Consider the following 21,681-nt stretch of genomic DNA (forward strand, 5'->3'; position numbering starts at 1 on the left):
ATGACGGGCTTACAACAGTTATATTACCTCCATGGAGTTGGTTTTGATTTCGTTAAATACGATGGTTCTTACGTAGTTTTTGATGAAGTAACAAGACAAACGGCCATAGAGTGCTGCGGCGTCGACCCGCAAAATCTTCACGAGGTCGAAAAAATCAACTTTGAATTGGATATTGCGCCATGGACTAGAGTCGTTGAAGAGGTGACGTTAGGCAATAGCGAACACGGAAAGTTTGTGATCAAAGTTCATGAGTCACATAAATACACAGGAATGAGTATCAAAATTCCTGAAATAGGTATTGATACAACTGTACGACTTAATGAGTACCCGGAAGTCGGTGATTACGTTCATGACAATAATCGGTATATAGCGATAGAAATAGACCTTGGCGCTATGCCTATAGGCTATTTTAACTTCAGCTTAGAGGGCGCGTTTGGACAGGTGTCTTCAGAGTTGTGGTCGGTACCGAAAAGATGCTTTAACCCCTATGATGATAATACCGACAAAAAACCACTGGGTATCTCACTGCAACTCTATACACTCAAGAGTGATCGCAATTATGGGGTAGGTGACTTTACCGATTTAAAGCACTTAATTGAATTATTTGCGCAACAGGGTGGTGATTTTGTGCTGTTAAACCCTTTGCATTTGCTTTTTGCCGAGCATCCTGAGGAAGCGAGTCCTTACAGCCCTTCACACCGCTGTTTAATCAATCCTTTGTATATTGCGCTTGATGATATTGAGCAATGGGTTGGAAGCGATTGTGTGCAACGATTTGCGTTGATAGCTGATGTACAGTCAGAAATATCGATGTCAGAAACTTTTATAGATTACACAAAAACGTCGCATGTGAAATATAAACTGTTCAGGCATCTATATGAATGTTGGCGGCAAAAACCTTATCAAGAATCCCTCTTGCAAGACTTTATCGACGACAAAAAAGCGGCTCTTGGCGAGATTATACTCAGCCAGTTTGATTGGTTTTTACAGTGGCTGGCGTTCGAACAAATAGCGAGCTGCCAAGCGCTGTGTATTGCTAAAGGTATGGAAATAGGTTTAGTGAATGACTTAGCAGTGGGGTGCACTGAAAGCGGACTTGAATACAACAGCTACCAGTCAAGCTTTAGTCAGAATGCAAATATTGGCGCGCCGCCAGATCCATGGGCGGAGCAAGGGCAAAATTGGGGTATGCCAGCGCTTAACCCTGTTAAGGTGAAACAAGATCAATTTAGATATTTCAGATCATTGGTGAAATCAAATTTGAGTCAGGTCGGAGCGTTGCGTATCGATCACGTGATGTCCCTAAGGCGTCTCTGGTGGTGCTTCACCAAAGATGAACAGGATTTAGGTTGCTATGTTTATTATCCATTTGAATATTTATTGGCAGTGCTAAAAATTGAATCACATTTGCATAGCGCCATAGTGATTGGTGAAGATCTAGGGGTTGTGCCTCCAGAAGTGACGCGTGCGTTAGAAGACTCGGCAATATTTGGCAATACACTTTTCTATTTTGAAAAAACAGACAACGGTGATTTTAAGCCCAGTGAGCAGCTGAGAAAGAATGCGCTAATTATGGTTGCTAATCATGATGTGCCGCCGTTTCATGGCTGGTGGAATGGAAAAGATTTGGATATCAAGCTGAGTTACAAGCTCATTGATACGCCTCAATATGAGCACTTAAAGTGCGTCAGAGACACAGAAAAAGAACGCCTGATCAATTGGGTGTCCCAACATCAGGTTTCGAACATTGACCTTAACTCTCCAAGCCAAGACGTCTATCAAGCCGTTATGTTTATACTTGCCAAGAGCGGAAGTCGGTTATTGGCAATACAATTGGATGATTTGGACCTACAAGAATTTCCAGTAAACATTCCGGGCACAAATAAAGAGTACCCCAACTGGCGCCGTAAACTAAATCATGAGTTGTCTGAACTTTTCACTTTTAATCAAAACTTTATTCAGCAACTTAATGCTATCAGGAAGCAATCATGAACACCGTGAATAAGAATGTAGAGAACATCGAAGACTATACCGAACAGGTGGCGGCTTTGTCTGTGGGGTCGTTTTCAGATCCTTTCAGCTTTTTAGGTCCGCATTCAGTTAAATTTGGACCAAAGCGCTATACGGTGTTACGCGTTTATATTCCTAGCGCCCTTTCTGTCACTGTTATTTTTAAAAATACCGCAAAGGAAATGGAGCGTTACTCGGGTAGCGACCTATTTACGCTCCAGCTTGATGCTGAGCTAGATGTTAAAAGTTACAGATTAAAAGTCACTTTTGAAAATACAGAGTTTTACTTTGACGACGTGTATCGATTTTCCAGCGCATTAGATGAACAAGCGATGTACTTGTTTAATGAAGGTACATTGGAGCATGGCTACGAGCATTTTGGGGCGAGGTTTATTAATCATGAAGGTGTGCAAGGTGTTCAATTTAGTGTTTGGGCACCAAATGCGAAAAGTGTCTCCGTTATTGGAGAGTTTAACTATTGGCAGCCAAGCCAGCATTTTATGAGGTTTCATCCTGCAAGTGGAGTTTGGGATTTATTTGTTCCAGGGCTATCACCTGATACGTGCTATAAATTTGCCATCACGACTGTAAATGGAGAAATGTTAGAAAAGTCAGATCCTTATGCCAAGAAAATGCAGCAGGCACCAGGTACTGCCAGCATTTTGCAAAGTAATTATCGTACGAATCCAATAGAGAGTAATGAATCGACTGCACGGATGTTGCGCAATCACGTCGAGGCGGCGATTTCAATATATGAAGTACATTTGGGGTCGTGGAAAAGGCGGGATGAGCAGGGGGGGCGTTATTTAACTTACCGAGAACTTGCGGATGATTTAGTGCCCTACGTCAAAAAGTTAGGCTTCTCACATATTCAGCTTATGCCCATTAGTGAGTTTCCTTTTGATGGCTCTTGGGGTTACCAGCCAGTAGGCCTTTTTGCTCCTTCTAGTCGCTTTGGCTCAGTGGCTGACTTTTTGCATTTCAGCGAAACCTGTAGACGCTTGGAGATTGGTTTATTGTTGGACTGGGTGCCCGGCCATTTTCCAACAGATCCTCACGGGCTCAACCGCTTTGATGGAACGCATCTATATGAGCATGCTGATAAACGTCAAGGGTTTCACCCAGACTGGAATACGTGTGTATTCAATTACGATAGGCCTGAAGTTAAAAGCTATTTGCTTTCAAACGCTAATTATTGGATTTCCGAGTTTCAGTTAGATGGGTTGAGAGTTGATGCTGTTGCGTCCATGTTATATTTGGATTATTCACGTAATGATGGTGAGTGGATCGCAAATCAATATGGTGGTCGAGAGAACTTAGGGGCGATAGATTGTTTACAGCAGAGTAATGCAAGCTGTTATAAAAATAATGCACACGCCATGATGGTCGCAGAAGAGTCAACTGCTTGGCCGGGTGTCACCCAAAGCGTAGAAAATGGCGGACTTGGATTTGGCTATAAATGGAACATGGGCTGGATGAATGACAGCTTAGGCTATATGCAACGTGATCCAATTCATAGAAAGTTTCATCATCATGAAATGACTTTCTCAATGGCTTATGCATTTTCTGAGAATTATATACTGCCATTGAGCCATGACGAAGTTGTGCACGGAAAAGGGTCTCTATTGAGTAAAATGCCTGGCGATGATTGGCAGCAATTTGCAAACCTTCGCGCATATTATGGTTTTATGTTTGCACACCCTGGTAAAAAACTACTCTTTATGGGAAGTGAGTTAGCGCCAAGAGATGAGTGGGACCATAATCGACAGCTAGATTGGTCGCTCTTGCAAAGCGAAGCACATAAAGGAATTTTTGACTCAGTCAAATCGTTGAATCAGGTCTATCATTCTACTCCTGCGCTTTATGAGGTTGACGGTTCTCCTGCTGGTTTTAGATGGATAGACTGTGATAACAATGAGCAATCCATATTGAGCTTTGTAAGATACGGTAAACAACATTCAGAGCTTGTTGTAGTTGTATGTCATTTTACGCCACAAGTGTTCCACCATTTCCGCTTAGGTGTGCCAAAAGGCGGTGTTTATCAAGTTATCTTTAACTCAGATGATGAACAATTTTATGGAAGTGGTGTGAAGGTCGTTGCCCATAAACAGCAGCTGGTGCAAAGTAAAGAGATTACTAGTCACGGCCTAGATCATAGTATCGAAATCACAGTGCCACCTCTGAGCACCGTGTATTTGAAATATATTTCGGCATAAGTATGTTAAGTTTTCAAAAAGGCTCAGTGCTGCCATTGGGCAGCACTGTGAGCGACACCGGTGTTAACTTTGCTGTGTATGCACCATATGCACGATGTGTATTGTTGTGTTTGTTTGATGACGCGGGTCGATGTGAGCAGCATCGTGTCGAAATGTATAGCCACGAGGGTGGTGTGTGGAGCATTTTTGTTGAGTCTTTGGTTGAAGGTGCTTTATATGGGTATAGGACTGACGGAGAGTATGATTTGTCGTCTGGTCTTTTTTTCAACATAAATAAGCTTTTGCTTGATCCATATGCGAAAGACTTTAGTGGCGATTTTACATGGAGTGAACGCCATTATTGCCACCTCCCGGTAGGCGAGTTCAATACCTTAGACAATGCCATTGATATGCCTAAGAGCAAGGTGGTTAAAACAACTCCATTCGGTGGCAAAAAACCGCATACACCTTGGCAAAATTCGTTTATTTACGAGTGTCATGTCAAAGGCACGACACAACTTCACCCTACAATGGATAACACCAAAAAAGGTAAATTTGCCGCGTTAGTTGAGCCTCAGTTTTTACAACATTTAAAGCATTTAGGTGTTACCGCCATTGAACTGTTGCCCGTCCATGCTTTTGTCAGTGAACAGTTCCTAACAACTAAAGGGCTTCAAAATTATTGGGGCTACAATACGCTAAGCTTTTTTGTTCCTCACAAAGCGTATTGCGTAGATGGCAGTGTTACCGAATTTAGAGACATGGTTCAACAATTCCATGACAACAATATTGAGGTGATCATTGACGTAGTATATAACCACACTGCAGAGGGTGGAGTGGACGGTCCGATGCTTTCTTTTAAAGGGCTTCATAATAATGGTTACTATCGAACTTTAAGCTCGCCAGAATCTGTTTATATTAATGATACTGGGTGTGGGAATACCGTTAATATTGATGATCCGATCACCTTAAAGCTCGTAATGGATAGCCTGAGGTATTGGGTTGAAGTTATGGGGGTAGATGGGTTTAGATTTGATTTGGCAACGATACTTGGGCGCACCGCGGATGGTTTTTCAAGTCGCCACTCGTTTTTTCAAGCAATTCACCAAGATCCAGTTCTCTCTACAGTGAAGCTAATAGCAGAGCCGTGGGATGTTGGCCCAGGAGGGTATCAACTAGGTGCATTTCCCGCCCCTTGGCGTGAATGGAATGATAAATACAGAGATGTTGTTAGGCGCTTCTGGCGTGGAGATAGTGGAACACTCCCTGAGCTCGCAAAACGGATACATGGCTCCAATGATTTATTTGAGCACAATCAACGTGGGCCGCTCAATTCGATTAATTTCCTGACTAGCCATGATGGATACAGTCTAGCTGACTGGGTAAGTTATGAGCACAAACATAATGAAGCTAATGGTGAGGGTAATCGCGACGGCCACAGTGAAAATTACTCGTTTAACTGTGGACAGGAGGGCGAGACTGTCGACCCTGAAATATTAGCTTCACGTTATAAGATGCAAGTTAATGCGCTTGTCACCTTAGTTATGTCAAAAGGGGTTCCAATGATTGCGGCGGGGACCGAGTTGAATCATAGTCAGCAGGGAAACAATAACGCCTATTGCCAAGATAATGAGGTGAGTTGGTTGAACTGGTCTAATACAGGTAGCCAGCAGACACTAATAGAACCAATAGCTCAATTGATCAGGCTAAGAAATAATCTGAGCGTTTTTGAGCACCCGTTTTTTGTGCATGCGGAAGATGAACGATTTTCAGTCCAATGGCTCAATAAAGAATCGCAAGATATGAGTGAAAGTGATTGGCATGATGAAGACAACAAAACGCTGATGTATGTGCTTGCCGACAAGCTCAAGTCAAATGCAGTGATGGTGATTTTAAATGCAGATACTGAGCAATTCACCATTACGCTTCCACCTCCACCTTTTTCTAGTTGCTGGGAATGTGTTTTTTCGTCAGAGTCGCAGTCAGAGCGAAATGTGCTTCCTATCTCCATTTGTCTCACAGGACAAAGTGCTTGGGTACTTGTGTCAAACTTAGAGGAAAACACGAATGACTGATAAAAAGTCTAATGTGTGTATTGTTAAACACTGGCAGGATGCGCCAAAACTCAATGAGAGTGCATTGGCGGATGATTTAAATCGACACTTCTACTATACCCTCGGTCGAGATCGAGTCGGGAAATCAAAGCATTATCTGTTTCAAGCGCTGGCGTTGACGATTAGAGACAGGCTGGTTGCTCGTTGCAGAGCTACAAATCAGCATTTATCACAACAAAAAACTAAAAAAGCAGCCTATCTGTCGCTAGAGTTTTTGATGGGACGGGCGTTGGGCAACGCAATTTTAAATTTAGACCTAGAAGAACAGGTTCAATCGGCTTTGCAAGAATATGGCACGCAGCTCGAAGAGTTAGAATCAGCTGAGCATGATGCGGGGCTTGGTAATGGAGGTCTAGGGCGTTTAGCTGCATGCTTTTTAGATAGTTGTGCATCGTTGGCGTTGCCGGTTGTTGGATATGGTATTCGCTATGAGTACGGCATGTTTAACCAGTCGATAGACCAAGGTGTGCAGATTGAGCAACCCGATAACTGGCTACGTGAAGGTCATCCATGGGAGCTTAGTGCCCCGGAGCAAGCAAAAGTAGTTAAGTTTTTTGGTAACGTAGAAATCCATACAGACAAACATGGCCGCACCCATCACCAATGGGTCAACTCTCAGGATGTATTGGCCGTACCGTTTGATGTGCCAATTCCAGGCTATCGCAATGGCGTGGTTAACACGCTTAGATTGTGGAAATCAGAGGCCACAGATGAATTCAACCTGAAAGAGTTCAATGCGGGCAGTTATTCAGAGGCTGTTGCAAAGAAAAACTTAGCCGAGCAAATTACTATGGTGCTTTACCCCAATGATGCCAGCGAAAATGGCAAGGAGTTGAGGTTACGTCAGCAGTACTTCTTATCCAGTGCGAGTTTACAGGATATTTTGCACCAGTGGACGGAGCAGCATGGTCCCAATTTTAGTGATTTTGCACAATACCATGTGTTTCAGCTCAATGATACACACCCCAGTGTTGCAGTAGCAGAGTTAATGCGTTTGTTGCTTGATGAATATGAGCTCGAGTGGGATCAAGCATGGGAAATAACAACGACGACGATGGCGTATACCAATCATACTCTATTGCCAGAGGCACTAGAGAAGTGGTCGGTGTCTTTATTTAGTCGTTTATTGCCTCGGGTATTGGAAATCATTTATGAAATCAATGCCCGTTTCTTGGCTGAAGTTGCACTTAAGTGGCCAGGTGACGTTGAAAAACAAAGACAGTTATCGTTGATTGAAGAAGGGCCAGAGCCACAAATTAGGATGGCTTATTTAGCGATTGTTGGCAGTTTTTCAGTCAATGGCGTTGCAGCACTGCATACTGAACTGTTGAAATCAGGTTTGTTCAATACCTTTTACAATTTGTGGCCGAAAAAGTTCAACAACAAAACCAATGGCGTGACGCCTAGGCGTTGGTTGGCACATTGCAACCCTAACCTTGCAAACTTAATTTCAGAAAAAATAGGTGACGGATGGCAAGCAGATTTTTCTGGTATAAGCGCAATTAGACGTTTTTATGACAAACCAGCATTTCATAAACAGTGGCAAAATGTAAAACAAGACAATAAAGCCAAGTTAGCTGAGCTTGTCAAAGCAAGATGCGATGTGGAGTTTGACACCAGCATGTTGTTTGATGTTCAAGTCAAACGCATTCATGAATATAAGCGCCAGCTACTCAACATACTTCATGTTATTGCGCTGTATGACCAAATCCGTCGAGGTGACGTCAAAAACATTGTGCCAAGATGTGTTTTGTTTGGTGGTAAGGCTGCACCCGGGTATTACATGGCTAAGTTAGTCATTAAGCTTATTAATAATGTCGCAAATGTTGTCAACAAAGACAGCGCAGCCAAACCATATCTGAGGGTTGCATTTTTACCGAATTACAATGTAACCGCGATGGAGACCATTTGCGCTGCGACGGATCTTTCACAACAAATATCTACAGCAGGTAAAGAAGCGAGCGGTACCGGAAACATGAAATTTATGATGAATGGTGCCATAACTATTGGGACTTTGGATGGTGCCAATATTGAGATACGCGAACAGGTTGGCGATGATAACTTCTTTTTGTTTGGTGTTACCGCTGAGCAGGCTCACCAAGTAAGGCAGCACTACGACCCTAAAGCTATTATAGATGGGTTTGAACCACTCAAAAATACAATGAAGTTACTTGAAAGTGGCTATTTTAATTTATTTGAGCCTAATATTTTCAACGATATTATCGCTTCAATTACCTGTCCAAATGATCCTTGGTTGGTCGCTCAAGACTTTGAAAGCTATTTCGAAGCACAGCAGCGAGCAGCGCAAAGTTATACAAATAAAACACTGTGGAATCGTATGAGTATTCTAAATACAGCAGCTAGTGGGACATTCTCTAGCGACCGTACTATTTCTCAATACAGCGAAGAGATTTGGCGATTAAAACCAATGCAGTAGCCGCCATGAACATAAATATGGAGATAAGAAATGCCGAGTTATGCAAACCGTTATATAAGTAACCTGACAAGAGATACGTATGCTCTGATCCTTGCGGGTGGGCGTGGCAGTCGGTTGCACGAATTAACCGACTGGCGTGCTAAGCCAGCGGTATACTTTGGTGGTAAGCACAGAATAATTGATTTTCCTTTGTCTAATTGTATCAACTCTGGGATCCGCCGAGTGGGTATTGCTACACAATACAAGTCGCATTCATTGATCAGGCATGTAAATAGAGCGTGGGGACACTTTAAGAAAGAACTAGGAGAATCCGTTGAAATTCTGCCAGCTTCTCAACGCTATGGTGATGAGTGGTATTGTGGGACGGCTGATGCCGTGTTTCAAAACATGGACATAATACGTCATGAACTGCCGAAATATGTGATGATCTTATCAGGCGACCATGTTTATCGGATGGATTATGGTGCGCTAATCGCAAAACATGTTGAAACGGGTGCTGATATGACGGTGTGCTGCATCGAAGTAGATTGTGATGAAGCGGCAAACACGTTTGGCGTTATGACTGTTGACGAGGGAAAAAGAGTTCGTCGTTTTGACGAAAAGCCCGCGGAGCCAACTTCTATTCCTGGTAAACCAGGTACCTGTTTAGCGTCGATGGGTAATTATGTATTCAACACTGAGTTTTTGTTTGAACAATTGAAAAGAGATGCGCAGAGGGAAGGATCAGGAAGAGATTTTGGACACGATATCATTCCGTCTATAATTGAAGAGCACAATGTATATGCGTTTCCATTTAGGGATCCCAGTCACCCAGGCCAGCCATATTGGCGAGATGTGGGAACCATAGATTCGTTTTGGGAAGCCAATATGGAACTTGTGTCGGTTCAGCCTCAGCTTGATCTTTATGATCCGTCTTGGCCAATTTGGACGTATCAAGAGCAGCTTCCTCCTGCAAAGTTTATTTTTGATGATGAAAATAGACGTGGTATGGCGGTTGACTCTACAGTATCAGGAGGATGTATAATTTCAGGCTCGGTTGTACGTAAATCTCTATTATTTTCAAATGTTCATGTCCACTCTTATTGTGAAATTGAAGGCGCGGTTGTGCTCCCAGGTGTTAAAATAAATCGCCATTGTAGAATTAAAAATGCGATCATAGATCGAAGCTGTGAAATACCAACAGGGATGAGGATAGGTTTTGATCCTGAGGAAGACCGCAGTAATGGCTTTAGAGTTTCTAACAAGGGCATTGTACTTGTAACAAGAGATATGCTTGTAGCTTTGCAAGCAAGTCAAAAGCCAAAAGAATCGAGTTTGCAAAGCGCTTAAGGTTGAGTTATGCATGTAGTGATGGTAGCAGCTGAAAATGACAAGCTGCCAAATTGCAAGGTCGGGGGGGTCGCAGATGTCATTCGCGACGTTCCCTACGCTTTGTCACGTATTAATATAAATACGTCCGTTATAGTGCCAGATTATGGTCAAGCCGCTATGGATCGCCAATTTGTTGCAGACATTGCGGTGCCTTTTAAACAGCATCTTGAAACGGCTGTTTTGTGGCAAGTAGAAAAGAGTGGTGGGGTTACGCAGTACGTTATCTCACATTCTCTTTTCTCGGAGCATGGTGGGGCTATCTATTGTAATGATAGAGATAGGCCGTTTTTCACAGACGCAAATAAATTTGCATTTTTTAGTGCAGCTGTGTGTGAAGTGATTGAGCATGGGTTTATTGGTGATGTAGATGTCTTACATTTGCATGATTGGCACGCTGCTTGTGTTGCTGTATTACGTCAATTTAGTCCCAGGTTTAACCTCCTCAAACAGATTAGAACTGTTTTTACGGTGCATAATCTCGCTCTACAGGGAGTAAGGCCTTTTAATGGAGATGAGTCGAGTCTAGAAGCTTGGTTCCCAACAATGAGTTATGACGGCCAGCAAATTTGCGACCATCTTTACCCCCACTGTTTTAACCCAATGAGGGCTGCGATTAACCTTGTTGATAAAGTGCATCTAGTTTCACCGACTTACCGTGAGGAAGTACAGAAAAGCAGTGATCATCAGGCTGGCTTTTTTGGAGGAGAAGGCCTAGAGCATGATATGCAAATTGCTGCTAGTCAAAATAAACTGTTCGGAATTTTAAACGGTTGTGAGTACGAACACACACCAATAGAACCAAGTTGGGACGACTTGATGAACAGTGCCGAGGCAAATGTTTTCAACTGGATGGCAAAAACATCTGAATTGAAAAGTGTCTACTATATTGCTCATCAACGGATCCTCGCGTGGCGAAACAACCCCTGTAGTGGCCCACTAGTTACCAGTATAGGGCGACTAACGGATCAGAAAGTGTTATTGCTAAAGCAAATGATTGGCAGTGAAATGGCGCTGGATCGGATTGCAAGGTCGCTACACGACCAACAGGGTCGAATAATCATTCTTGGCTCTGGAGATCATGAGTTGGAATATTTATTTTCTCAAGTTATGGCTCGCAATGAAAATGTGCTTTACTTAAACGGGTATGGGCATGATGTTGGCGATTTGATGTATGAGTTGGGTGATCTATTCTTAATGCCAAGTTCGTTTGAGCCCTGTGGTATTAGCCAAATGTTGGCTATGAGAGCCGGGCAACCTTGCCTAGTAAATGCAGTCGGAGGCCTTGCTGATACTGTGTCAGACAATGAAAGCGGCTTTGTATTTTGTGGAGAAAATATCCAACAGCAGGTTGATAATCTAGTAAATAGATTTAAAGCTTGTGTTGATGTATTTATTCACCATAGAGATGAGTATAATAGGATTGCTACATGCGCATCTCAAAGAAGGTTTACATGGGATCAAAGCGCAATTCAGTACAAGGAAAATTTATATGAGTAGGGTAACCTACTCATCCTAGTGTTGTGATCTAGTACTTTAATGTTTTAGTTTTATTTTATTTATCAGAATTTCGGGTTAAAATAATTAAAAAGAATAGAACAAAAGTGCTGTTAATTTAACAGTATAGCTAGGAGCGATGATTTGAAAGTGTTTGTGGCCCGACAGGCCATTTTTAATCGCAAAAAGCACGTAGTAGCTTATGAGCTATTGTTTCGTGATGGCACCAAAAACAGCTTTCCTAATGTCGCTGAAAACGCTGCTACAGCAAAGTTAATTATGGATAACCAACTAAACCTGGGTACTCGTTATCTGACATCTGGAAAAAAAGCACTCATAAATATAGGTGAAGACTCTTTAAATCAAGAGCTTGCGCAGTTTTTACCCGCTGATGATGTTATCTTAGAGCTATTGGAAACTATCCCTCCTACTAGCGCCAATTATGAAAAAGTTAGACAACTTTTTCATAGCAACTACCGTTTAGCATTGGATGACTTCAACTATTCAAAAGAGTGGGAGCCATTCTTGAAATTGGCTAGGCTGGTTAAGTTTGATTTGGTTGAAACACCCTTAGATCAAATTGAGCCCTTGGTAAATCAGCTTAAAAAGCGAAAAAACTTGAAGCTGTTGGCTGAAAAAGTAGAGACCGAAGAAGAGTTTATAACTGCCCGTAACATGGGTTTTAGCTTTTTTCAGGGATACTTTTTCGCAAAGCCGACGATGATTGCGCAAAATGACATCGAAATAAACTATGCGATAGTCATGCTTATTTACGCAGAAGCATTAAAACCCAATATGAATATACCCAAAATTGCAGAGCTGTTTGCACAAGATACTGCGTTAGCCTACAAATTGCTCAGGCTAATTAATTCGGGTGTATTTCCAATTAAAAACCGCATTGAATCTTTAAAGCAGGCGCTAGTATACCTAGGTCATGAGCGTATTATTAAATTTGTGAATTTAATAATGACAGCGCATGTCGCGGAGACAAAACCGACGGAGCTGACACGATTGAGCATTGTTCGTTCACGGTTTTGTGAATTATTGAGTCGGCAGGTAGCACCTTCTCTTACAAGTATGAGCTTTTTAACCGGGTTGTTTTCGTTGCTTGATGCGATTCTAGATAAACCAATGGATGTCGTAGTTGAACGTTTACCCTTTCCTGAACTACTGAGAGATGCACTAGTTGGTGAACCTAATACACTGTTTTATATATTGAATATAGTAAAAGCATATGAGAGTGGGAGCTGGTGGGCGATGCAAGAAGCTTGTACTATGCTGAATATATCTGATGAAAACTTACCTGAATTTCATGCTCAGGCTGTGAATTGGGCAGACATGTACCGTGAACATGTCTATTGATGAGTAGAGTAAAGTCAATTGATGTCTTAAGAGGTCTGGCTTTATTAGGCTTGCCTCTTACAAATTTGATGTATATGGCTAATTTTACTTCTGGCTCTGTAGTAGATAGCAGTGACAAAATAGGGGCCAGTTTAAGCTTTGCAGCTGATGTTTTGGCACACGGTCGATTTAGAACTATTTTTAGTATTCTTTTTGGGTTGTCGCTGTGCTTATTTTACGAAAAGTACGGCCCTCATTGCATATCAAAAATGAGAAATAGGTTATTGGTTTTAGGGGCATTTGGGTGTGTTCATGGGTTTGTCCTTTGGCCAGGTGATATCCTACTTAACTATTCAATATCAGGTTTATTACTTTTATATGTATTGCGGCTAGACAGCGCCACACTGTTAAAGCTTGCTATTTGCGCCGTATTTATACCAATCTTTATTCTTATGTTGCTTATCTATCAAAGTGGTGGCGCCGACTTTACTCAACCACCTCAGGTTGATATGGCACCATTCAGTGTCTTTGAATTACTGGTATTCAATTTTTATAATTACATAGGCATGTTGGCGCTGTTACCCACCGTCACTGTGTGGTATATATTTGGTTTAATGGTGATAGGTGTGCTAGTTTACCGTGCTTATTGGTTAGAGAATATTGGCTTTTCGACACCTTTTAGCCTCTTGGTGCTCATACCATTCTCAATTCTTGGCTCTGCTTGGGCTCGTTTGACATTTACAGAAAGCAAAATCCTAATTTTTGACTTATTTAATTGGCTGTTTGCCATCCCATTTAGTATTGCTCTTGTATGTATTGGTCTGAACCACGCTGAACAAATTTCAAAGTGGCGCTCTATGTTATCGGCTGTAGGTCGATACACGCTATCCCTGTATTTATTGCAGTCAGTGATAGGGGTTTGGCTGTTCCAATTTGCATACCCCATGTGGAGAGCTAATTTTACCCAAACAGACTATTTTTTGCTTTTTATTGGTTTGACTATTCTACAATTAGCATTAGTGTGGTGGTTTCGAAGAAACGCCATCAGAGGGCCAGCTGAGATAGTGTTTGCCAGTTGCCAGGATTATTTAAATAAAAGAGAGTCATAAATGTCGCCGATTAAAGTCGTGTTTCTGTTACTTGTGATGACCTTGTCTTGGGCTCCTATGGCCAAGAGCAATTTTTCAGTGTTGTTTGTTAACCCATCCCTAGAAGGAGAACCCTTTTGGGGAAAAGTGCAAAAAATAACGGAAGAGGCGGCAGCGCAGCTAGACATCAATATTGACGTAATTTATGGAGATGGTAACCGGCATATACAGCTGGCAGAGCTAAAGAAGTATTTAGATTACCGAGCAAGTCCTGACTACGTCATTTTGATGCTTTACCCTGGTGGAGCCGAACAAACTTTGAGTATGCTCAACAATTACGGGATCAAGTTCATCACCCTTGAGCAAACAATAACCGGATTAGAAAAAGAAGAAATAGGTATTCCCAAAAAGCGATTTGAACACTGGCTGGGTGAAGTGTATTTTGATAACTATCAAGCCGGTTATGACCTCGCTCGCGCACTGCACCTCAGTGTTGTCGCTAGTGGTCACAAAGGCCAAGTCAATGGATTAGCGATAAATGGCCACTATGGCAGTGAATCAGATAAGCGAAATCAGGGGGCGGCTGCTTACTTTCGAGAACATAAAATCAATTTGCAACAAACGGTGCACGCCAGCTGGTCAAAAGAACAAGCTTATTCGAAAACGAAGCGATTATTCAAACGCTATCCCGACACCCATTTAATATGGAGTGCATCAGATTTAATGGCAATGGGTGCACAAACGGCGGTTAGGCAGCTGGTAAAAGATCGCTCTAAAAAGGTGGCTATTGGCGGTTTTGATTGGTTATCTGATAGTTTGTCGTTAATTGATGAGGATATTTTGAGTGCCTCTGTCGGGGGGCATTTTATGATGGGCGGTTGGGCACTCGTCTCGTTATTTGACTTTCACCACGGCGTCCCGTATTGGCTTACAAACAGTGCAATTACCTTTAACTTATCATCTATTACCAAAGACAATGTGAACGAGTATTTGTGGATATCCACAACCCCAGATTGGTCAAAAGTAAACTATAGAGGTTTAAGTATTTTAGATACGAAGATTAAAGAGTATGATTTTTCACCAAATCAATTGCGCCAAAGAGCGGAAACAATCAAATAGTGCTTGGATACTTGCCGTAAAGGTGTTTCAAGTGCAGCACGTCTGAGCTATGTGATTCATTTTATGCTTGAATCGTTATACAATTATGTTTTTTAGAACATTGAGAATGGCGTGGATACACCAAAACGATTAAACAAGTATATCAGTGAGACCGGATTTTGCAGCCGAAGAGAAGCCGACACACTTATCAGTGATGGCAGGGTTTCTGTCAATGGGCAGGTTGCTGAAATGGGGTTGAAAGTATCTGATTCCGATAACATTTTGGTTGACAACAAGCCGTTAAAATCCAAGCCAAAGCGTGTCTATATCGCCTACAATAAGCCCGTTGGTGTGACATGTACGACTGAGCGCAAGATAAAAAGCAACATCGTTAGTGCGATAAACTACCCAGAGCGAATTTTTCCAATAGGCCGATTAGATAGGCCTTCAGAAGGATTGATCTTTCTTACCAATGAGGGAGATATCGTTAACAAAATATTGCGCGCAGGAAATAACCATGAGAAAGAGTATATTGTCACGGTTGATAAAGCCATCGACGATAAGTTTATAAATGGCATGCGTTCAGGAGTGCCTATACTTGGTACCGTAACTAAAAAATGCTTTGTTAAAAAAACAGGGGCCAAGAAGTTCACCATTACGTTAACGCAAGGGCTGAACAGACAAATCCGTCGCATGTGTGAATATTTTGGCTATGAAGTGCAAACACTTAAACGTGTTCGCATCATGAATGTCAACCTGAACGGACTAAGGGCTGGCGAATGGCGGCATTTAAGTGAGGCTGAAATGGCTGAAATTAATGCGTCTATTGAAGGCTCATCAAAAACAGAAGAAGCGTCCGTAGATGATAAAAAAAGAGCTGGCTCCAAAGAAAAGCTCTCTCCAAAACGCAATTCATCAGACAGCCAACGAACGAAAGATAAAAGTAGGCAAGCTCGACCTGAGAAAGGAAAGCGTAAGCCGGGGAAAAAGCCTGAACGAATGAAAGGGACACTGTCTCTAAACAAAAAAAATGGCCGCTAATGCGGCCATTTTATTAGTTCGGTTATGCAGCTTTAGGCGCTTTGATTTTAAATACTAAGCAATAAACTACAGGGATAACGATGAGCGTTAAAATTGTCGCAAACCCTAATCCAAACATGATGGTTACGGCCATAGACTTAAAGAACACATCGAATAGCAATGGGATCATACCAAGTATCGTGGTGATAGCAGCCATTGAAACAGGCCTTACACGGCTAACGCCAGAGTCAAAGACTGCCTGATATGGCGCTTTTCCACTATCTACTTCAAGGTTGATTTGATCCATTAAAACAATCCCGTTTTTAATTAACATACCTGACAGGCTCAGCAATCCCAATAGAGCCATAAAGCTAAATGGGGCTTGGAATACCACTAACCCAGCGGTTACACCAATAATAGCCAGCGGCACCGTGCTCCATATTACCAGAGGCTTTTTGATTGAATTGAATAGTAATACGGTGATCATAAACATACTTAGATAGCCAAGAGGTAACGAACCAAATATTGCAGTCTGAGCTTTTGAAGAAGACTCATACTCGCCACCCCATTCCATTTTATAGCCGACGGGTAGCTCAATTGCTTCAATATCCCCTTTGATGCGTGCAAAGAGCTTGGCAGGTGTTTCATTGCCAATAACATCGTGATCTGCCATAACAGTAATGGTGCGTTTTCTATCCCGGCGCATGATTAAACTGTCTTCCCACACAACTTCAAATTTGTCGACAATTTGGCTTACAGGTACATACACGTTTAATACTGGGCTAAACACCTGTAAATCTTGCAAGCTTTCAACACTGTATCGCTCCGCTTCTGGTGAGCGAGCAACAATTGGTAGCATTTGCGTACCGTCTCTGTATAAGCCAACCTGCTTGCCAGAGACACTTGTGAGCAGAAGCTGATCTAAATCAGACTTGCTGATCCCTAATCGACGTGCTTTTTGCTCATTGAAAACAGGTTGTAATACCTTGCTACGTTGTCGCCAGTCGTCCTTAATGCTATGTGCACCAGCGTCTTGCGCTAAAATTGATTTCGCTTCATTGGCCAATTGACGCAATACGACAGGGTCCGGTCCAGAAAATCTAGCTTCGATTTTGGCATCGGTAGATGGTCCAATCTCCATGCGTTTAATTTTTAATTGACCATCTAACTCATTTTCAGCACTAAAGCGGCGGACTTTAGCAATCATGTCAGTAACGTCTTCGCGAGTCTTTACGCGAATAATGAGCTGACCGTAAGCGTCATATTGCTTTTCAGGACTGTATGTCAGCATAAACCTTGGTGCACCTTGGCCAACAGTTGCTGTAACATCGGTAACGGCGTCATGCTGCTTTAAGAAGGCTTCTAGTTTCTTCACATTTTCAGATGTTGAACGAATATCGGCGCCTTGGTAATTCCAGTAGTCGACATAAAACATGGGCGTATTCGATGCTGGGAAAAACGATTGTTTAACCGACTTGAATCCGACAACCGAACTACCTAATAAAGCAACCATGAAGATAACAGTGGTCCACCTGTAACGCAGACTGAAGCCCAACAAGGCTTTGTAGGCTGTAAATATCGCACCTTGGTATGGATCGCTTTGTTGAGTACTTTCGCCTGTTTTGATTTCTTCTTTGAACAACATATTCGCAAAAAATGGTGTAAGCGTGATGGCTGTTACCCAACTTAAAAGCAGTGAAATAAAGAGAACCCAAAACAGAGAGCCTGCAAACTCACCACTGGCATCGGAGCTTAACCCTATCGGCGCAAACGCGGTGATGCCAATTACCGTAGCCCCTAGCAGTGGCCACTTGGTTTGCTCAACAATATTCACTGCCGCTTTAATTTTTGTTTGACCTCGCTTGAGGTTGATCAGGATACCTTCGGTGATCACGATAGCATTATCGACTAGCATGCCAAGGGCGATAATAAGTGCGCCAAGTGAGATACGTTGCAAATCAATTGCAAACAATTTCATAAAGATAAATGTGCCAAGCACGGTCAGCAGTAAAATACCACCAATTAAAATACCACTTTTAACGCCCATAAAAATAAGCAGCACAATAATAACAATCGCGACCGCTTCCAGTAAGCTGACGATAAACCCATCTACTGATTTTTTAACTTCTGCTGGTTGGTTATAAACGCTATTGATTTCGATACCATATGGCTTTTGGTATTCAAGCTCTGCTAACCTTTTATTAATAGCTATGCCGACATCAACCACGTTTACACCTGATGTAAATGAAATGCCAACCAACAGGGCTCTGTTATTGTTAAAGCGGGTAATATGATTTGGTACTTCTTGATACTCTCTTGAAACAGTTGCGACATCACCTAGATAGATTAGCTCTCTTGCACCCGGTTGAGAAATAAGCAGGTTTTCAAGCTCAGATACATCAGAAAACTCACCTGTTGGGTGTAGGCGTATAGATTCGTTACCAACGCGAATTTTTCCTGCGTTGGACACGGTGTTCTGAGTTTGTAGCAGGGAAAAAATATGATTAGGTGATATGCCTAGTTGTGACATTTTCTGTGTTGATATTTCAACGATAACTTGTGCCTGTTGCTCACCTGCGACTGTGACCTTGCTAACACCGTCTACTAAAACTAATTCGCGGCGTAAAAAATCTACATAATCTTTTAGCTCGTCATAGGTATAGCCTGCCCCTGTTACGCCATACAACATGCCATATACATCGGCAAAATCATCCATGATTGTCGGGGGCTGAACACCCGCCGGCAAACGCGGGCTGAGGTCATTAATTTTTCGTCTCAGCTCATCCCATATTTGTTTGAGGTCTTCCTTTCGATAAGTACTTTTCATCTCAACAGAAATTTGCGACTTTCCCGGAGATGAAATAGATGTTACGTAATCGACATATGGCAGGCTTTGTATTGCATTTTCAATGGGGTATGTAACTTCTTCTTCGACTTGCTGTGGTGATGCACCGGGGTAGACGGTTATCACCATTGCTTTTTTAAGTGTAAATTCAGGGTCTTCTAATTGTCCAAGACCAAAGTAAGACACTGCACCTGCTGCAAATAGCAGTACAGCGAACATCGCACTGATGACCTTATTTTCGATTGACCAACTTGCTAAGCTCATAATTATAAGCCTCGCTCTTTAGTCCAAGGTCTCACTTTCAGGTTTTCTTTAAGGTAATGTACGCCAGCTGCAACGACAATTTCGCCTGCCTCTAGACCGGACACAACTTCAATGCTGGATTCTCTCATTTCACCCAGCGTGATATGGCGTTTTGTGACAGTGCTTGTCTCAGAGTTGTAGACCCAAACATAATGGTTGTTGTCGATCTTTTCATTTTGAACAGAAAACACCGCTTCATTGGGAATTAACAGCGTTTTCTTTTGGAGGTTCATCACTTTGCTTGGGTCAATATATACGTGGCCTGTCATGCCTGCAAACAGGTTAAAGTCTTCTGGGATCGGTAAAGAAAATACGACCTTATAAGTCAAAGTAACTGGATCCGCTTGTGTATCCCACTCTTTGATTGTGAGTGTATATGACTTGTCAGGAAATCCGTCAAATACAACGGTTGGATGATAGTCGAGATCTTTGTTTACACGGGCAACAAGTTTCTCAGGTACTTGAATCACGACATCCATGCGGTCACGGGTTTCAAGTCTCAAGATGTTTTGCTTGGCGACAATATTTTCAAAGTTTTTTACAAATACTTTTGCGACCGTGCCATCAAAAGGGGCTCGAAGTTCGCTATTTTCTAAATTGGTTTGCGCTATTCGGTATGCTGATTCAGTTACTTGTTTATTTGCAAGGGCCTGATCATATTCAGCTTTACTTGCAGTCGATTTGTTAAATAATGATTCAATTCTGTTTAATTGCAGTGCTGCAAGTTCGTATTGTGCTTTGCGTTGTTGGAACTGTAACTCAAAATCTTCGGGATCTAATTTAGCCAGTAATTGCCCTTTTTTAACTTCTTGCCCAGCTAAGATTGGGAAGTCGATCAGTTCGCCATTAACGCGAAAAGCAAGGTATGACCCTTGGTTGGCAACGACTTCAGCAGGAAAGTGCCTGAGAGTTGCGGCAGCTGGATCACTCACAGTATGCAACTTTACAGGTCTAACCAAGTCTTCAGTAGGTGATTGGATAACTTCATCTTGGCAGGCACCAAGGAAAAGTGCGGATGATAATACGAGTACGCGTTTAAACACTTAAGTTACTCCGAAATGTATGACTCCTAAGATAATGTAGTGCAGGATATATAAAATAGTACTAAAATAAAAATTATAAATAATTAAGGTTTTAATAAATAAAGTTTATGAAGTTGTCGGATTTAGAAGTACTTCACGTTGTGGCGCATTCTCAAAGTCTCAATGATGCCGCCAAACGACTGTTCAAAACACAGCCAGCTGTCACTCAGGCACTAAAAAGGTTGAGCGCAGAACTGGGCTTTCCTTTGGTTACGAGAGAAGAGTACCGGATTAAGTTAACGGAGCAGGGAGCGCGATTTTATAAGGAGGCTGTTAAATTAATTGAACATCATGAGAACCTCAAAGCAATGGCTGCGGACTTTGCGCAAGGCAATGAACCTAAATTTAATATATGTTATGAGGCAATGAGTTATGATTATAATTGCAATGAACTGATAAAAAAAACATTCAGGCAGTTTCCTTCAACAGCGTTTGAGATCACCAGTGGAAAGCGTTTTGTCGCCTTAGATAGAGTAAATCAAGGGATATCCGATATTGGAGTTGGCCCATGGTTTAATCTATTCCATGCAACGGGAGATTTGGAGTCGGTTGCAATTGGTGAAGTCACTCTTGGATTAGTCGCTAAAAAGGGTTTGATACCAAACAAGCTAACATTTGATGAGTTAAACCAATATCCCTGTTTGGCGATGACTGAGAGTGGCTTTGAATTTGATAGCGATCGTCTAGAGTATTCTAAAAGCCGCAGCGTGATGAAGTTAGACGATATTGCAACTATTAAAATGTTTCTTTTACAGGGCATGGGTTTTGCGATAGTGACGCTTAATCACTGCGAAAAAGAGCTCCAGCAAGGGCTTTTGGAACAAATTAGGGTGACTGATAAGCAAGACCAGTTTACCGTTGATATTCATGCTTTCAGACGGCATTTACCACATCAAGGTTCGGTGGCTCAATATCTATGGGCTGGGTTTAAAGAGTTAGGTAAGCAATACAGTGAACGATGAATTTAAACAAAATGTATATACATTAATAGGTGCAATTCCCCAGGGACATGTAGCAACTTACGGACAAATCGCAAAGCTGGCAGGTGCACCTAAACATGCGAGGGCTGTTGGCTATTTACTGAAAAAGTTGCCAAAGGACAGCTCTCTCCCTTGGCATAGAGTGATAAATAGCCAAGGAAAGATCTCATTTCCTCTTGATAGTGACAAGTTTCAGGCTCAGAGTCGAAAACTACAAGCTGAGGGCGTCACGATAAATTCAGGACGTGTAGCACTTAAAAAATACCTTTGGCGCTGACGTTTACCTTTAAAAGATACATATGG

14 protein-coding genes are annotated in these 21,681 nt (G+C 42.1%); 12 read left to right on the forward strand and 2 right to left on the reverse strand.

The features are described from left to right. From malQ to rluF, 10 genes are all read left to right on the forward strand, one after another. Positions 1–1,992: a 4-alpha-glucanotransferase gene (gene malQ / locus QNM18_RS20235; protein WP_284138270.1), complete on the forward strand. Its 1,992-nt coding sequence runs from the start codon at positions 1–3 to the stop codon at positions 1,990–1,992. Next, positions 1,989–4,226, forward strand: a complete 2,238-nt coding sequence (glgB, locus tag QNM18_RS20240; protein WP_284138271.1) for a 1,4-alpha-glucan branching protein GlgB — start codon at positions 1,989–1,991, stop codon at positions 4,224–4,226. The genes malQ and glgB overlap by 4 nt, the downstream gene beginning before the upstream one ends. Before the next feature lie 2 nt (positions 4,227–4,228). Then, positions 4,229–6,280 (forward strand): glycogen debranching protein GlgX, encoded by a 2,052-nt coding sequence (glgX, locus tag QNM18_RS20245; RefSeq protein WP_284138272.1) that lies wholly within the window; start codon positions 4,229–4,231, stop codon positions 6,278–6,280. Continuing rightward, the gene (locus QNM18_RS20250; protein ID WP_284138273.1) at positions 6,273–8,756 is read left to right on the forward strand and encodes a glycogen/starch/alpha-glucan phosphorylase; all 2,484 of its coding nucleotides are present in this window, start codon (positions 6,273–6,275) and stop codon (positions 8,754–8,756) included. Before glgX ends, QNM18_RS20250 begins: the two co-directional genes overlap by 8 nt. Before the next feature lie 30 nt (positions 8,757–8,786). Further along, on the forward strand, positions 8,787–10,085 hold the full coding sequence (glgC, locus tag QNM18_RS20255) for a glucose-1-phosphate adenylyltransferase (RefSeq protein ID WP_023397818.1): 1,299 nt from the start codon (positions 8,787–8,789) through the stop codon (positions 10,083–10,085). A 9-nt stretch (positions 10,086–10,094) separates the two neighbouring features. Further along, positions 10,095–11,624: a glycogen synthase gene (locus QNM18_RS20260; RefSeq protein WP_211008666.1), complete on the forward strand. Its 1,530-nt coding sequence runs from the start codon at positions 10,095–10,097 to the stop codon at positions 11,622–11,624. Between the two features lie 141 nt (positions 11,625–11,765). Next, positions 11,766–12,983, forward strand: a complete 1,218-nt coding sequence (locus QNM18_RS20265) for an EAL and HDOD domain-containing protein (protein ID WP_211008667.1) — start codon at positions 11,766–11,768, stop codon at positions 12,981–12,983. Positions 12,984–13,057: 74 nt separating this feature from the next. Further along, positions 13,058–14,071: a DUF418 domain-containing protein gene (locus QNM18_RS20270; protein ID WP_284138274.1), complete on the forward strand. Its 1,014-nt coding sequence runs from the start codon at positions 13,058–13,060 to the stop codon at positions 14,069–14,071. Further along, the gene (locus QNM18_RS20275; protein ID WP_284138275.1) at positions 14,072–15,169 is read left to right on the forward strand and encodes an ABC transporter substrate-binding protein; all 1,098 of its coding nucleotides are present in this window, start codon (positions 14,072–14,074) and stop codon (positions 15,167–15,169) included. Between the two features lie 111 nt (positions 15,170–15,280). Then, the gene (rluF, locus tag QNM18_RS20280) at positions 15,281–16,189 is read left to right on the forward strand and encodes a 23S rRNA pseudouridine(2604) synthase RluF (protein WP_284138276.1); all 909 of its coding nucleotides are present in this window, start codon (positions 15,281–15,283) and stop codon (positions 16,187–16,189) included. Positions 16,190–16,211: 22 nt separating this feature from the next. Here the strand turns inward: rluF and QNM18_RS20285 are convergent, their stop codons facing one another. Then, the gene (locus tag QNM18_RS20285) at positions 16,212–19,277 is read right to left on the reverse strand and encodes an efflux RND transporter permease subunit (protein WP_211008671.1); all 3,066 of its coding nucleotides are present in this window, start codon (positions 19,275–19,277) and stop codon (positions 16,212–16,214) included. A 2-nt stretch (positions 19,278–19,279) separates the two neighbouring features. Next, complete coding sequence (locus tag QNM18_RS20290; RefSeq protein WP_211008672.1) at positions 19,280–20,359, reverse strand: efflux RND transporter periplasmic adaptor subunit; 1,080 nt, start codon at positions 20,357–20,359, stop codon at positions 19,280–19,282. Between the two features lie 107 nt (positions 20,360–20,466). Between QNM18_RS20290 and QNM18_RS20295 the strand changes: the two genes are divergently transcribed. Continuing rightward, on the forward strand, positions 20,467–21,360 hold the full coding sequence (locus QNM18_RS20295) for a LysR family transcriptional regulator (protein ID WP_211008673.1): 894 nt from the start codon (positions 20,467–20,469) through the stop codon (positions 21,358–21,360). Beyond that, positions 21,350–21,655 carry an MGMT family protein gene (locus tag QNM18_RS20300; RefSeq protein ID WP_211008674.1) on the forward strand — a complete coding sequence of 102 codons (306 nt, stop codon included), beginning with the start codon at positions 21,350–21,352 and terminating at the stop codon, positions 21,653–21,655. Before QNM18_RS20295 ends, QNM18_RS20300 begins: the two co-directional genes overlap by 11 nt. The last annotated feature ends 26 nt before the right edge of the window (positions 21,656–21,681 follow it).

Source organism: Pseudoalteromonas obscura (assembly GCF_030135505.1).
In the GTDB taxonomy this organism is placed as follows: Bacteria; Pseudomonadota; Gammaproteobacteria; order Enterobacterales; family Alteromonadaceae; genus Pseudoalteromonas; species Pseudoalteromonas obscura.